This is a genomic window from Streptomyces sp. SID13666 (assembly GCF_010548325.1).
GTDB lineage: Bacteria > Actinomycetota > Actinomycetes > Streptomycetales > Streptomycetaceae > Actinacidiphila > Actinacidiphila fildesensis.
Map to the genome: position 1 here is coordinate 1 of NZ_JAAGLX010000088.1, position 13205 is coordinate 13205.

Annotated in this window: 13 protein-coding genes; 10 read left to right on the forward strand and 3 right to left on the reverse strand. The window is 72.0% G+C overall.

What is annotated here, in order from left to right; genetic code table 11:
* A partial coding sequence (locus tag G3I60_RS42885; RefSeq protein ID WP_164608522.1) for a BACON domain-containing protein occupies positions 1 to 1232 on the forward strand: 1232 nt, incomplete at its 5' end.
* Between the two features lie 197 nt (positions 1233 to 1429).
* On the opposite strand, the gene G3I60_RS42890 is transcribed toward G3I60_RS42885, so the two are convergent.
* On the reverse strand, positions 1430 to 2239 hold the full coding sequence (locus tag G3I60_RS42890; protein ID WP_138354156.1) for a hypothetical protein: 810 nt from the start codon (positions 2237 to 2239) through the stop codon (positions 1430 to 1432).
* A gap of 122 nt (positions 2240 to 2361) precedes the next feature.
* On the opposite strand from G3I60_RS42890, the gene G3I60_RS42895 reads away from it, so the two are divergent.
* The 6 genes from G3I60_RS42895 (at position 2362) to G3I60_RS42920 (ending at position 8498) form a co-directional block, all read left to right on the forward strand.
* The gene (locus G3I60_RS42895) at positions 2362 to 3330 is read left to right on the forward strand and encodes a Ppx/GppA phosphatase family protein (protein WP_138354134.1); all 969 of its coding nucleotides are present in this window, start codon (positions 2362 to 2364) and stop codon (positions 3328 to 3330) included.
* Positions 3331 to 3439: 109 nt separating this feature from the next.
* Positions 3440 to 4252, forward strand: coding sequence for a sugar phosphate isomerase/epimerase (locus tag G3I60_RS42900; protein WP_138354157.1), 813 nt, complete (start codon positions 3440 to 3442; stop codon positions 4250 to 4252).
* A complete protein-coding gene (locus G3I60_RS42905) occupies positions 4249 to 4938 on the forward strand; it encodes a TetR family transcriptional regulator (RefSeq protein ID WP_164296173.1) in 690 nt (229 codons plus the stop codon). Before G3I60_RS42900 ends, G3I60_RS42905 begins: the two co-directional genes overlap by 4 nt.
* 193 nt (positions 4939 to 5131) lie before the next feature.
* Positions 5132 to 6973, forward strand: a complete 1842-nt coding sequence (gene ilvD, locus G3I60_RS42910; protein WP_138354136.1) for a dihydroxy-acid dehydratase — start codon at positions 5132 to 5134, stop codon at positions 6971 to 6973.
* 150 nt (positions 6974 to 7123) lie between these two features.
* Entirely contained in the window at positions 7124 to 7672 is a 549-nt protein-coding gene (locus tag G3I60_RS42915) for a hypothetical protein (protein ID WP_164296175.1), read from the forward strand.
* Between the two features lie 67 nt (positions 7673 to 7739).
* On the forward strand, positions 7740 to 8498 hold the full coding sequence (locus G3I60_RS42920) for a class I SAM-dependent methyltransferase (RefSeq protein WP_138354138.1): 759 nt from the start codon (positions 7740 to 7742) through the stop codon (positions 8496 to 8498).
* 34 nt (positions 8499 to 8532) lie between these two features.
* Here G3I60_RS42920 and G3I60_RS42925 read toward each other — a convergent pair whose 3' ends face one another.
* Entirely contained in the window at positions 8533 to 8994 is a 462-nt protein-coding gene (locus tag G3I60_RS42925) for a hypothetical protein (protein WP_138354139.1), read from the reverse strand.
* Between the two features lie 174 nt (positions 8995 to 9168).
* Between G3I60_RS42925 and G3I60_RS42930 the strand changes: the two genes are divergently transcribed.
* The 3 genes from G3I60_RS42930 (at position 9169) to proC (ending at position 11809) form a co-directional block, all read left to right on the forward strand.
* Entirely contained in the window at positions 9169 to 9969 is an 801-nt protein-coding gene (locus G3I60_RS42930; protein ID WP_164296177.1) for an ABC transporter ATP-binding protein, read from the forward strand.
* Positions 9966 to 10805 (forward strand): ABC transporter permease, encoded by an 840-nt coding sequence (locus G3I60_RS42935; RefSeq protein ID WP_138354141.1) that lies wholly within the window; start codon positions 9966 to 9968, stop codon positions 10803 to 10805. Before G3I60_RS42930 ends, G3I60_RS42935 begins: the two co-directional genes overlap by 4 nt.
* A 194-nt stretch (positions 10806 to 10999) precedes the next feature.
* Complete coding sequence (gene proC, locus G3I60_RS42940) at positions 11000 to 11809, forward strand: pyrroline-5-carboxylate reductase (RefSeq protein ID WP_138354142.1); 810 nt, start codon at positions 11000 to 11002, stop codon at positions 11807 to 11809.
* 57 nt (positions 11810 to 11866) lie between these two features.
* On the opposite strand, the gene trpS is transcribed toward proC, so the two are convergent.
* Positions 11867 to 12856 (reverse strand): tryptophan--tRNA ligase, encoded by a 990-nt coding sequence (trpS, locus tag G3I60_RS42945; protein ID WP_164296179.1) that lies wholly within the window; start codon positions 12854 to 12856, stop codon positions 11867 to 11869.
* Between the last annotated feature and the right edge of the window lie 349 nt (positions 12857 to 13205).

Genomic DNA, 13205 nt, shown 5'->3' on the forward strand with positions numbered 1-13205 from the left:
GCGGCCAGCGCGCTGCCCTCGCCTGGCCGGAGGCCGCCGGCACCACCCCCGAGCAGCGCGAGGCCCTCGAACTCGCGGTCCGCCACCAGCTCCCGCCGCACGAGGTCGGCCACGTCCTCGGCATCGAGGCGGACGCGGCCCGCGCGCTCCTCGCCCGCGCCGCCTGCGAGGTCGAACGCACCCGCGCCGCGCTCGCCGTCGTCGAGGTCGGCACCTGCGCGGCCGTCGCGCGGCTGGCCGGTGACACCCAGGTGCTGCTCGGCACGGCCCTGCGCCGGGAACTCGTCCGCCATGTCGACGACTGCCCGGAGTGCCGGCTCACCGCCGAGCGCGCCGTCGTCGGCGGCCCCTGGCCCGGCACCGCGACCACCGCGGCGACCGCCGTGCTCACCATGCTCGAAGCGCCACGGTCCGCCGCGTACGCCGCCCTGATGCACTCCATGCGCGACGGCGCCGGCCGCAGCCGCGAGGGCACCCCGCGCTTCGACCGGCGCGGCTTCCCCCTGGACCACAAGGACCGCGCGGCCCGCCGCGCCCAGCTGCGGCACCGCGCCGTCACCACCACGGTCGTCGCCGCCGTCGTCGCGGCCCCGGTACTCGCCCTCTGGGCCGCCTACCGTGGCGCGCCGATCGGCGCCGACCAGCCGGGCGGCGGCATCTCCGCCAGCGAGCCGGACGGTGCCGACGGCATCGACGGCCACCCGTACGAAAAGGCCGGCAGCACGGGCTCCAACGACGCCCACCACCCGGCGACCCCCCGAACAACGGTCAGCGTCGACACCTCCGCCTCACCGTCCACCCCACCCGGCACCCCCACCCCAGGCGCCCCCGGCCACCTCACCGTCACCGCCGGATCCCACAGCGGCACCACCGTCATCACCCTCACCGCCACCGGCGACACCCCGGTCCACTGGACCGCCTCCACCGCCGCCTACTGGCTCCACCTGAGCGCCACGAGCGGCGACCTCCGCCCCGGCGAGTCAGCCACCCTCACCGTCACGGTCGACCACTCCACCGAACCCACAGCCCCCTGGACCGCCCGCATCCTCCTGAACCCCTCCGGCGCGGTGGTCACTGTCCGAGGCCATGCCACACCCCCCACCCACACCAAGCCCCCCACCCCAACCCCCACCCACACCCAGACCCCGACCCCCACCCCGACAACCCAGGAGCCCAGCCCCACACCCACCCCGACCCCGAGCGAGTCGTCCTCAGCCCCACCGGCGGCCTGAGCGGCGGGACCACGGGCGGTGTGAGCACGGCGCGGGTGCGGTGACGCGAGGGGGCCGGGGCCGCAGGGGTGGGTTTCGAAATGCTGCCGAGCTATTTGTGGGCCGCCAGGCCCTAAATAGTCGATGTCGAAACCCACCCCGGAGGACCCGGCCCCCGACCCCACAACGAACCGCCCGCTCAGATCCGCCGGAAGGGTCTACGCCGGGTCCGCCGGATGCGGCGCCATCGGCAACAACGCCGCCAGCCGAGCCTCACAGAGCTCCACCAACCGCCCGTACCCCGCCACACCCATCAACTCCGTCAGCTCCGGCCGGTACGACACATACACCGGATCCCCCGCCCCATGCGCCGACGTAGCACTCGTGCACCACCAATGCAGGTCATGCCCACCCGGCCCCCACCCCCTCCGGTCGTACTCCGCGATCGAGACGACCAGCACCCGCGTCTCGTCCGGCCGGTCCACCCAGTCGTACGTACGCCGGATCGGCAGCTGCCAGCACACGTCCGGCTTGGTCTCCAGCGGCTCCTTGCCCTCCCGCAGCGCGAGGGCGTGCAGCGCGCAGCCCTGCCCGCCGGCGAAACCGGCCCGGTTGCTGAAGATGCAGGCGCCGTCGACGACGCGGGTCTGGCGTTCACCGTCCTCGTTGACCATGGCCCAGGCGCCGGCCTTCTTCGTGCCGAGGTCGTGGAACTGCCACGTCTCGGGGGTGAGCCGGGCGGCGTGGCCGGCGACGCGCTGTTCGTCCTCCTCGTCGGAGAAGTGCGCGCCCAGCGAGCAGCATCCGTCGGCGGCCCGGCCGGCGACGATGCCCTGGCAGCCCTGGCCGAAGATGCACGTCCAGCGGGAGGTGAGCCAGGTGAGGTCGCAACGGAACAGCTGCTCGTCGTCGGCCGGGTCGGGGAACTCGACCCAGGCGCGGGCGAAGTCCGGACCGACCTCGTCGGGCACGGAGGCGGGTACGGACCGCTGCTGGGACTTTTTCGACTGCTTGAGCTTCTTTGCCACGTTCTTCGCCACGCCGCCAGGGTAGATCGCCGGGAGCCCGGACAACGTCTGTGGCGGTCCCCACGCCATCTGTGGCGGCCCCCGCACCATCTGCGGCGCGGATGGGCGCTAGCGTCTGTCCCATGCGACTCGGAGTGCTCGACGTGGGTTCCAACACCGTTCACCTACTGGTGATGGACGCGCACCCGGGCGCGCGCCCGCTGCCCGCCTACTCCCACAAGGCGGAGTTGCGGCTGGCGGAACTGCTCGACGACCGGGGTGCGATCAGCCTGGAGGGCGTCGACCGGCTGGTCGCGACCCTCTCGCAGGCGCTGCGGGTCGCGGAGGACAAGGGCGCCGAGGACGTGCTGGCGTTCGCCACCTCGGCGGTCCGGGAGGCGGCCAACGGTGAGGCGGTGCTCGCGCGGGTCGCCGCCGAGAGCGGTGTGACGCTCACGGTGCTGTCCGGCGAGGACGAGGCCCGGCTGACGTTCCTCGCGGTGCGCCGCTGGTTCGGCTGGTCGGCGGGCCGGCTGCTGGTTCTGGACATCGGCGGCGGTTCCCTCGAAGTCGGCTACGGCATGGACGAGGACCCGGACGCGGCGGTCTCGCTGCCGCTCGGCGCGGGCCGGCTGACCAGCACCTGGCTGCCCGGCGACCCGCCCGCCACCGATGACGTGCGCGCGCTGCGCAAGCACGTGCGGGCCGAGATCGCCCGGACGGTCGCGGAGTTCTCCCGGCTCGGCCGCCCCGACCACGCGGTCGGCACGTCGAAGACGTTCAAGCAGCTCGCACGGATCGCGGGCGCCGCCCGCAGCGCCGACGGCGTGTACACCCAGCGGTCGCTGACCCGCAGGTCACTGGAGGAGTGGGTGCCCCGGCTGACGACCATGCGGCGGGCCGAGCGCGCGCAGCTGCCGGGGGTCTCCGAGGGCCGCGCGGGCCAGCTGCTGGCGGGGGCGCTGGTGGCGGAGGCGGCGATGGACCTCTTCGGGGTCGCGGAGCTGGAGATCTGTCCGTGGGCGCTGCGTGAAGGGGTGATTCTCCGCAAACTCGACCTTATGGGGAATGAGCGCGGTTCGATGTTGACCGTGTCACGTCGGCGCAGATGAGAGTGCCGTTCGGCTGACCCGTCGCCGTACGCTGTCTCCTGTGGCTGAACGAGCGGACCCAAAGGCGTACGCGGACCGGCAGGCGTACGGCGTTCCCGCGCCAGGACATGTGGTCCGGGTGCCGGACGCGAAGGTCGCGCTGTCCACGGCCTCGGTCTATCCGGAGTCCACGGCGACGGCCTTCGAGATCGCCGCCCGGCTCGGTTACGACGGCGTCGAGGTCATGGTGTGGACCGATCCGGTAAGCCAGGACATAGAGGCGCTGCGCCGGCTCTCGGACTATCACCACGTCCCGATCCTCGCCGTGCACGCGCCGTGCCTGCTGATCACCCAGCGGGTGTGGTCCACCGACCCGTGGATCAAGCTCCAGCGGGCACGCGCGGCGGCCGAGACGCTGGGCGCGTCGACCGTCGTCGTGCATCCGCCCTTTCGGTGGCAGCGCAACTACGCGCGCGATTTCGTCCGGGGGATCTGGCGGATGGCGGACGAGACCGATGTCCGCTTCGCCGTCGAGAACATGTACCCGTGGCGGTACCGCGACCGCGAGATGCTCGCGTACGCGCCCGACTGGGACGTCACCAAGGACGACTACCGGCACTTCACGGTGGACCTCTCGCATGCCTCCACGTCCCGCAGCGCGGCCCTGGACATGGTCGACCGGATGGGTGACCGGCTCGCGCACGTCCATCTCGCCGACGGCAACGGCTCGGCCAAGGACGAGCACCTGGTGCCGGGCCGTGGCGGTCAGCCCTGCGCCGAACTGCTGGAACGGCTCGCGCTGAGCGGGTTCACCGGTCATGTGGTCGTCGAGGTCAACACGCGGCGGGCGATGTCCGCCGCCGAACGTGAGGCCGATCTCGCCGAGGCGCTGGCCTTCACCCGGCTCCATCTGGCCACGGCGGCCAGGGTCCCCGGCGCGTGACGGGGCGGGCGAAGGGCGAGCCGCCGGCCGGGCAGGACCACGTCTCCGAAGCCGGATCGCAAGCCGCACCGAAGGGTGGGCCGAAGGGCGAGCCCCGTCGTCGTGGGCGTCCCAGCGGGACGCGCGCCGGGGCGACCGACTCGCGGGACCGCATCCTGGTCGCGGCCCGCGCCGAGTTCTCCGCGCGCGGCTACGACAAGACGTCGGTCCGTTCGATCGCGAAGGCGGCCGGGGTGGACCCGGCGCTGGTGCACCATTATTTCGGCACCAAGGAGCAGGTCTTCGCGGCGGCGATCGAGACGTCCTTCGAGCCCGCGCTGAACGTGCCCGACGTGGTGGGGCAGGGCCCCGACGGCATCGGTGAGCGGCTCTCCCGCTACTTCCTCGGCGTCTGGGAGAACCCGGCGACCCGTGGCCCGCTGCTGGCCGTCGTCCGGTCCGCGCTGACGCACGAGACGGCGGCGGCCGTCCTGCGCGGGTTCCTGCTGCGCATGCTGCTGGAGCGCATCGCGGAGGATCTGCGGGTGCCGGATCCGAAGCTGCGGGCCGAGCTGGCCGCCTCGCAGATGGTCGGGATCGCGATCCTGCGCTACGTGATCAAGGTGGAGCCGCTGGCCTCGGCCGATGTCGAGGACATCGTCGCGCTGGTGGCGCCTACGCTGCAGCGCTACCTGACCGAAGGGTGACGCCGACCGAGGCGTGAGGCCGACCGAGGCGTGACGCCTCCCGAGGGTGACCCTGGCCGGAGCCTCGGCCCCGCCTGGGAGGTGACCGGGATATGACCCGTTCGTCCCGCATTCCGGACAGGCTGTCCAGAGCGTGGAACCACGGCGTACTGTCGGAAGGATCCGAGGACGAACTTGAGGGAGTGGAGCTACCGTGCCCGATCTGAGGTCACGAACGGTCACCCACGGCAGGAACATGGCGGGGGCCCGCGCCCTGATGCGCGCTTCCGGTGTGGCGAGCGCCGACATCGGCAAGCCGATCATCGCGGTCGCCAACAGCTTCACCGAGTTCGTACCGGGCCACACCCATCTTCAGCCGGTCGGCCGGATCGTCTCCGAGGCGATCCTGGCGGCGGGCGCCGTCCCGCGTGAGTTCAACACCATCGCGGTCGACGACGGCATCGCGATGGGCCACGGCGGCATGCTCTACTCGCTGCCCTCGCGCGACCTGATCGCCGACTCCGTCGAGTACATGGTCGAGGCGCACTGCGCGGACGCGCTGATCTGCATCTCGAACTGCGACAAGATCACGCCCGGCATGCTGATGGCCGCCCTGCGCCTCAACATCCCGGTCGTCTTCGTCTCCGGCGGTCCGATGGAGGCCGGCAAGGCCACCCTCGTCGACGGCACCGTCCGCAAGCTCGACCTCGTCAACGCGATCTCCGACGCGGTCAACGAGAACGTCTCGGACGAGGACATCCTCCGTATCGAGGAGAACGCCTGCCCGACCTGTGGCTCGTGTTCCGGCATGTTCACCGCCAACTCGATGAACTGCCTCGCCGAGGCGATCGGTCTGGCGCTGCCCGGCAACGGTTCGGTGCTGGCCACCCACACCGCCCGCAAGGCGCTCTACCAGGACGCCGGCCGCACGATCGTCGACATCACCAAGCGCTACTACGAGCAGAACGACGAGACCGTCCTGCCGCGCAACATCGCGACCCGCGCCGCCTTCGAGAACGCCGTGGCGCTCGACATCGCCATGGGCGGCTCGACCAACACGATCCTGCACCTGATGGCGGCCGCGCAGGAGGCCGAGGTCGACTTCGACATGGCGGACATCGACGCGCTCTCGCGCCGGCTGCCCTGTCTGTCGAAGGTCGCGCCCAACGGCGACTACTACATGGAGGACGTGCACCGGGCCGGCGGCATCCCCGCCATCCTCGGCGAGCTGTACCGCGCGGGCCTGCTGAACGAGGACGTGCACACCGTGCACTCGCCCTCGCTCGCCGACTGGCTCAAGAGCTGGGACATCCGCGGCGGCTCCGCGTCGCCCGAGGCCGTCGAGCTCTTCCACGCCGCCCCCGGCTGCGTCCGCTCCGCGTCCGCCTTCTCGCAGTCCGAGCGCTGGGACACCCTCGACACGGACGCCGCCAACGGCTGCATCCGCGACGCCGCGCACGCCTACTCCACCGAGGGCGGCCTGGCGATCCTGTACGGCAACCTCGCCGTGGACGGCTGCGTCGTGAAGACCGCCGGTGTCGACGAGTCGATCTGGACCTTCGAGGGCCCCGCCGTCGTGGTGGAGTCCCAGGAGGCCGCCGTCGACGCTATCCTCACCAAGCGCGTCAAGGAGGGCGACGTCGTCGTCATCCGCTACGAGGGCCCCAAGGGCGGCCCCGGCATGCAGGAGATGCTCTACCCGACCTCGTTCCTCAAGGGCCGCGGTCTGGGCAAGGCCTGCGCGCTCATCACCGACGGCCGCTTCTCCGGCGGCACCTCGGGGCTGTCGATCGGCCACTGCTCGCCGGAAGCGGCGTCGGGCGGCACCATCGCCCTCGTCGAGGACGGCGACCTGATCCGTATCGACATCCCGAACCGCGGCGTCAACCTCATCGTCCCCGACGAGGAACTCGCCGCCCGCCGCGAGGCGTTGGGCGGCGTCTACGCCCCCAAGAACCGCGTGCGCAAGGTCTCGCCGGCCCTGCGCGCCTACGCCGCGATGGTGACCAGCGCGGACAAGGGCGCGGTCCGCGACGTCAGCAAGCTCGAAGGCTGAAAGCGGGCCTGAGCAAGACCCTGAGCGCTTCCGCTGCCCCGACCGGTCGATCATCGCGACCGGGCGGGGCAGCGGTGCGTCCGGGGGCAGTTTTTCCGATACGTCCCTTTGTGGTCTCCGGAGGCCGTGTCGTTCGGCGATAATCGAACCGTGGACGACGACCCCCAGACCCAGCCGACCGACCAGCCGGAACCCGCGGCCTCCGACGGCCCCCAGCCCGAGCCCCTGCGTTTCTTCGGCACGACCTGGGTGCACCACGACGGCGGCTACGCCCTGCGCCGCGCCGGCGTCGCCGTCGGCGCGCTGGCCGCCGCCGCTGCTGGTGCGTTCGTGCTGCGCTTCGGCTTCCAGGGTCTGAGCATCGCGAAGGTCGGCACCTTCGTCGGGCTGCTCGTCGTCGTCGCGTTCGCCGTCTGCAGCGCGCTGGCCTTCCGCAAGACCTGGGAGGGCTTCATCCGCCGCCCCGAGCCCGGCGCCAGGGGTTCCGACGCGGCAGCGGGCTCCTCACAGGGCATTCTGCTGATCGGTTTCATCGGCACGCTGCTCGCCTATAGTGTCCGCGCCCTCATCGAGGCCCCCGGCGAGAAACTGCACCGCGCCGAATACGAGCGCGCCCGCGAACTGCACACCCGGCGCCGCAGCACCCGCACCGGCAACCCGGCCGCCCGCGCCGCCGCCAAGAAGCGCAAGCGCGGCTAGGTACGGGCAGGCGGCACGTTCGGTTGATCCACCGGCGAGCGGTCCCCGGCCTCGGCAGAATGTTCGTATGACGTCGTCGTCGCACACCGAACTGGCCAGGTCGTTCAACGCGGTCGCGGCCGAGTACGCGGCCGCCCGCCCCAGCTATCCGCCCGCGCTGTTCGACGCCGTGGAGGAACTCTCCGGCCGGTCGCTGACGGATGCCACGGTCATCGACGTGGGCGCGGGCACCGGCATCGGGACTCGTCTGCTGGCAGCGCGCGGAGCGCGGGTCACCGCGGTGGAGCCCGGCGCCGGCATGGCCGCGCAGCTCCGGGCCACGCTGCCGGCCGTTCCGCTCGTCAGGGCCGACGGCAACGCGCTGCCCTTCGCGGACGGCGCCGCCGACTTCGTGACGTACGCCCAGGCGTGGCACTGGACCGAACCGGCCCGCTCGGTCCCCGAGGCGCTGCGCGTGCTGCGCCCGGACGGCGCGCTGGCCATGTGGTGGAACGTTCCCGACCTGAGCCACGGCTGGGTGGCCGACCAGGAAGCGCGACTCGCCGAACGCTGCCCGGGCTACCGGGCGCCCGGCTTCCCGCACACCGCCTCCGGCCTGCTCGCGCCCTTCGCGGTCCGCACCGGGACGCACTCCGTCCGCTGGTCGCGCCGGATCACCGTGGACGACCGGCTCCGGACCCTCGGCACCCACTCGTTCCTCGCCGTGCTGGGTGCGGAAGCGGAGCCGGTCCTGCGCGAGGAGCGGGAGGAGCTGCTCGCGCTGTTCCCCGACGGCGTGCTCGACGAGCCGTACGTCACGGACGTGACGGTGGCCCTCCGGGCCTGAGCCCTCGCCAGGTCATGGCCTGGGTCGTGTCTTCCTAGCTGCGGCGCGAGGCCGCCACCGCGCCGACCGAACCCACGACAGCGGCCACGATCGCGCCGCGCCACAGGCCGTCCCACAGGCTGCCGAAGAAGCCCTCGCTGCTCAGGATCTGCCGCATCACGAAGTCGGAGACGAAGAGCAGCCCGGCCGGCACCACCGCCACCTGCCAGGGATGCGCGCGCGCCCATCGGCGGATCCGGCGGTCGGCCTTGGCGCTGGTGCCGAGCACCGCGCCGGCCCCGCCGACGAGGAAGAAGAGCATCAGGGCGACGGACAGCGCACTCACGACCATGCCGAGTCCGAAGTCACCCCCGATGGCATGGAGCGCGAGCGAGACTCCGCCGCCCAGCGCTCCCACGGCCGCGGCGGGCCGCCAGGGCCCGAGCGTCGCCGAGGCCACGGCCAACTGCCGCTTCTCGGACCTGGTCACATCGATGTCGCGGGATGAACGCCTCATACCGCCACGGTCCTGCGGCCGCCTCTTGAACGCCATAGGGGATGACCCTGAGCAGACCCGGACCGACCCGACCCCTGTCCCGATGAGCGCCGGCGCCCGACGAGCGGACGCCGGTGCTCGACGAGCTCCCGTCGGGCGCTTGACGAGGACCCGTCGGCGGAGGATATTCATCACATGATGAATAAATTTGAACCGGCGGTACGGGCCGACGGACTGACCGTCGTCCGCGGCAGCCGTACCGTCCTGAACAGCCTCGGGTTCACCGTCCCGCGCGGTCAGGTCACCGGTCTGCTGGGCCCCAGCGGCTGCGGAAAATCCACCCTCATGCGCGCGATCGTGGGCACCCAGGCGCACGTCATCGGCACTCTCGACGTCCTGGGCCGCGCCGCCGGCCACCCCCGGCTCCGCTCCCGCGTCGGCTACGTCACCCAGGCGCCGTCCGTCTACACCGACCTCACCGCCCGCCAGAACCTCGACTACTACGCGTCCGTCCTCGGCCTGACCCGCGCCGCCCGCCGCGAGCACGTGGACCGCGCCCTCACCGACGTCGACCTCGTCTCCCACGCCGACGCACTCGCCGGAAACCTCTCCGGCGGCCAGCGCGGCCGGGTCTCCCTCGCGGTCGCCCTGCTCGGCGAACCCGAACTCCTCGTCCTCGACGAACCCACCGTCGGCCTCGACCCCGTCCTGCGCCGCGACCTGTGGAACCTCTTCCACCGGCTCGCCGACGAGCGCGGCGCCACCGTCCTGATCTCCTCGCACGTCATGGACGAGGCGGAACGCTGCCATCGCCTGCTCCTCATGCGCGAGGGCGGCATCCTCGCCGACGACACCCCCGACGGGCTGCGCGAATCCACCGGCTCCGCCACCGTCGAGCAGGCCTTCCTCCATCTCGTGGACGCGGCCAACGCCGGCTCCGACCACCGCACGAACGTCGTCACCCTCCCCGACACCCGCCAGGAGCAGGCCAAATGAACGCGCACCCGTCGCCCGCCGGCACCCTCCCCCGAACTCCGTCCGGGGGGACCCCCAAGGACCCTTCCGAGGCAACGTCCGAGCGGGCTCCCCGCGCCTTCTCTCTCCTGCGCACCCTCGCCACCGCCCGCCGGGTCCTGCGCCAGCTCGGCCACGACCGCCGCACCATCGCCCTGATGCTGGTCGTCCCCTGCCTGCTGCTCGCGGTGCTGAGCTGGGTCTACGACGGCAAGCAGCACACCTTCGACCAGGTCGGAGCATCGCTCCTCGGCATCTTCCCGCTCATCCTGATGTTCCTGGTCACCTCGATCGCGACCCTCCGCGAACGCACCTCCGGCACGCTGGAGCGGCTGCTGTCCATGCCGCTGGGCAAGGCCGACCTGCTCGGCGGCTACGCCCTCGCCTTCGGCGGCGTCGCCGTCGTCCAGGCGTGCCTCGCCACCGGGCTCGCCGTCTGGGGGCTGGGCCTGGACGTCGTCGGCTCGCCCTGGCTGCTCCTCGTCATCGCCCTCGCCGACGCGTTCCTGGGCATCGCCCTCGGCCTCTTCGTCAGCGCGTTCGCGGCCAGCGAGTTCCAGGCCGTCCAGTTCATGCCGGCCGTGCTCCTCCCGCAGCTGCTGATGTGCGGACTCCTCGTCCCGCGCGACACCATGCAGCCGGTGCTCGCCGCCGTCTCCGACGTGCTCCCCATGTCGTACGCGGTCGACGGCATGACGCAGGTCGTCCAGCACACCGGAGTCACCGGCGACTTCGTCCGCGACCTGGCCGTCGTCGCGGCGTGCGCTCTCGTGGCCCTGGCCCTGGGAGCAGCCACCCTCCGCCGCCGCACGGCCTGACGCCGGTCCGCACGGCCTGACGCCGGTCCGCGCGGTCCGACGCCGGGCTGCGCGGTCTGACGCCCGCCGCCCGGCCCGACGCCCGCCGCCCGGCCCGACGCGCCCCGTACCGGCAGTTGGACCGAAAAGCCGCGGGTGGCGCACGTGGTGCGAGGATGGCCGCGAAAGCCCCCGTACCGCTCGAAGGTGACGCCATGACCCAGAAAGTCGCCGTACTCGGCACCGGCAAGATCGGTGAGGCCCTCCTCTCCGGCATGATCCGGGCCGGCTGGTCGCCCGACGACCTGCTCGTCACCGCGCGGCGCCCGGAGCGGGCGGAGGAGCTGCGGACCCGGTACGGCGTCGAGGCCGTCAGCAACGCGGAGGCGGCGAAGGCCGCCGACACCCTCATCCTCGCGGCGAAGCCGCAGGACATGGGTGCCCTCCTCGACGAGCTGGCGCCGCACGTCGCCGCCGACCGCCTCGTCATCAGCGCCGCCGCAGGCATCCCGACCGCGTTCTTCGAGGAGCGGCTGACGGAGGGCCTCGCGGTCGTCCGCGTCATGCCGAACACCCCGGTGCTGGTCGACGAGGGCATGTCCGTCATCTCCGCGGGCAGCCACGCCACCGAGGCGCACCTCGTCCGCACCGAGGACATCTTCAAGCCGGTCGGCAAGACGCTGCGCGTCCCCGAGAAGCACCAGGACGCCGCCACCGCGCTGTCCGGCTCGGGGCCCGCGTACTTCTACTACCTGGTCGAGGCGATGACCGACGCCGGTATCCTCCTCGGCCTGCCGCGCGCCCAGGCGCACGACCTGATCGTCCAGTCGGCGATCGGCGCGGCCGTGATGCTGCGTGACAGCGGCGAGCACCCGGTGAAGCTCCGTGAGGCGGTGACCTCACCGGCCGGCACCACCATCAGCGCCATCCGGGAGCTGGAGAACCACGGGGTGCGGGCCGCGCTGATCGCCGCCCTCGAAGCGGCCCGAGACCGCAGCCGCGAGCTGGCTTCCGGCAACGGCTGAGGGCAGCGGACTCCCAGAGCTTCGAAGGGGCGGGCCACCTGAGCCCGCCCCTTCCTCTCACAGCAGCCCGATCGCCCGGTACGCGGCGTCCACCGTCGGCCGCGCGAGGGTGCGCGCCCGCTCGGCGCCGTCGCGCAGCACCTCGTCGAGAAAGCCGGGATCGGCGCAGAGCGCGGCATGGCGTTCCTGCAACGGCCGCAGGAGTTCGACGACCGCCTCCGCCACGTCCTTCTTCACCGAGCCGTACGAGTCGTACCCCGCGGCCAGCTCCGCCGGCTCGCCGCCGGTGCAGGCGGCCAGGATCTCCAGCAGGTTCGCGAGCCCCGGCTGTTCCACCCGGTCGTACTCGACGTCGGACCCGCTGTCCGTCACCGCCCGCATGACCTTCTTGCGGATCACCGCCGGCTCGTCGAGCAGGGAGATGACCCCGGTCGTCGCGCTCGCGGACTTGCTCATCTTGGAAGCCGGCTCCTGCAGATCCATCACCCGCGCGGCCACCGGCGGGACCACGGCACGGGGCACGGTGAACGTGTGCCCGTACCGCTGGTTGAAACGGACCGCCAGATCACGGGACAGCTCGACGTGCTGCGCCTGATCGTCGCCGACCGGCACCTCGTCGGTCCGGTACGCCAGGATGTCCGCCGCCATCAGCACCGGATAGGTGAGCAGGGAGACCCGCACCGACTGTTGTTTCGCGGATTTCTCCTTGTACTGGATCATGCGCCGCAGCTCGCCGTCCGTGGCGGTGCATTCCAGTACGTACGACAGCCGGGTGTGCTCGTCGACGTGGCTCTGCACGAATACCGTGCACACCTTCGGGTCGAGACCGGCTGCCAGTAGGAGTGTCGCCGTCTGCCGTGTCAGCCGTCGCAGCCGGGCCGGTTCGTGCTCGACGGTGAGGGCGTGCAGGTCGACGATGCTGAACAGGGCGTCTTCCTGGTGCGGGCTCTGGTGCTGGTCGACCGAGACCCACCGCTGGATGGCCCCGAGGTAGTTCCCCAGGGTGAGGTGCCCCGACGGTGTCACTCCGCTGAAGATCCGCGTCATCTCAGAGACTTCTTCCTTGTCGTGGCCGCCGCGGTCGCCGGCCGGGCGTCAAGGTCGAGATACGCGAACGGCCGCCGAAGCGGCGGCCGTTGGGTGCATGCGCTGCAGGGGTCGGCCGCCTTCAGGCGGCCCACCAGAGCTGTGTGTGCGCATGCGTTGTCATGGGGCTCAGGATACCCCCGGGTGGTGTCCTTGGCACGGAGTTGACGAAGGTGGGTCGCGTGCGTAGTGTTCTCCGAGTTGCCCGCCGGTGAACGCCGACGCGAGTCGGTCCCGAGGCAGCCACTCCAGATGACAACCATTCGAACGAACGACGCTCTGTCGTCTTGTTTTCGTGCGCGTTTTCGGA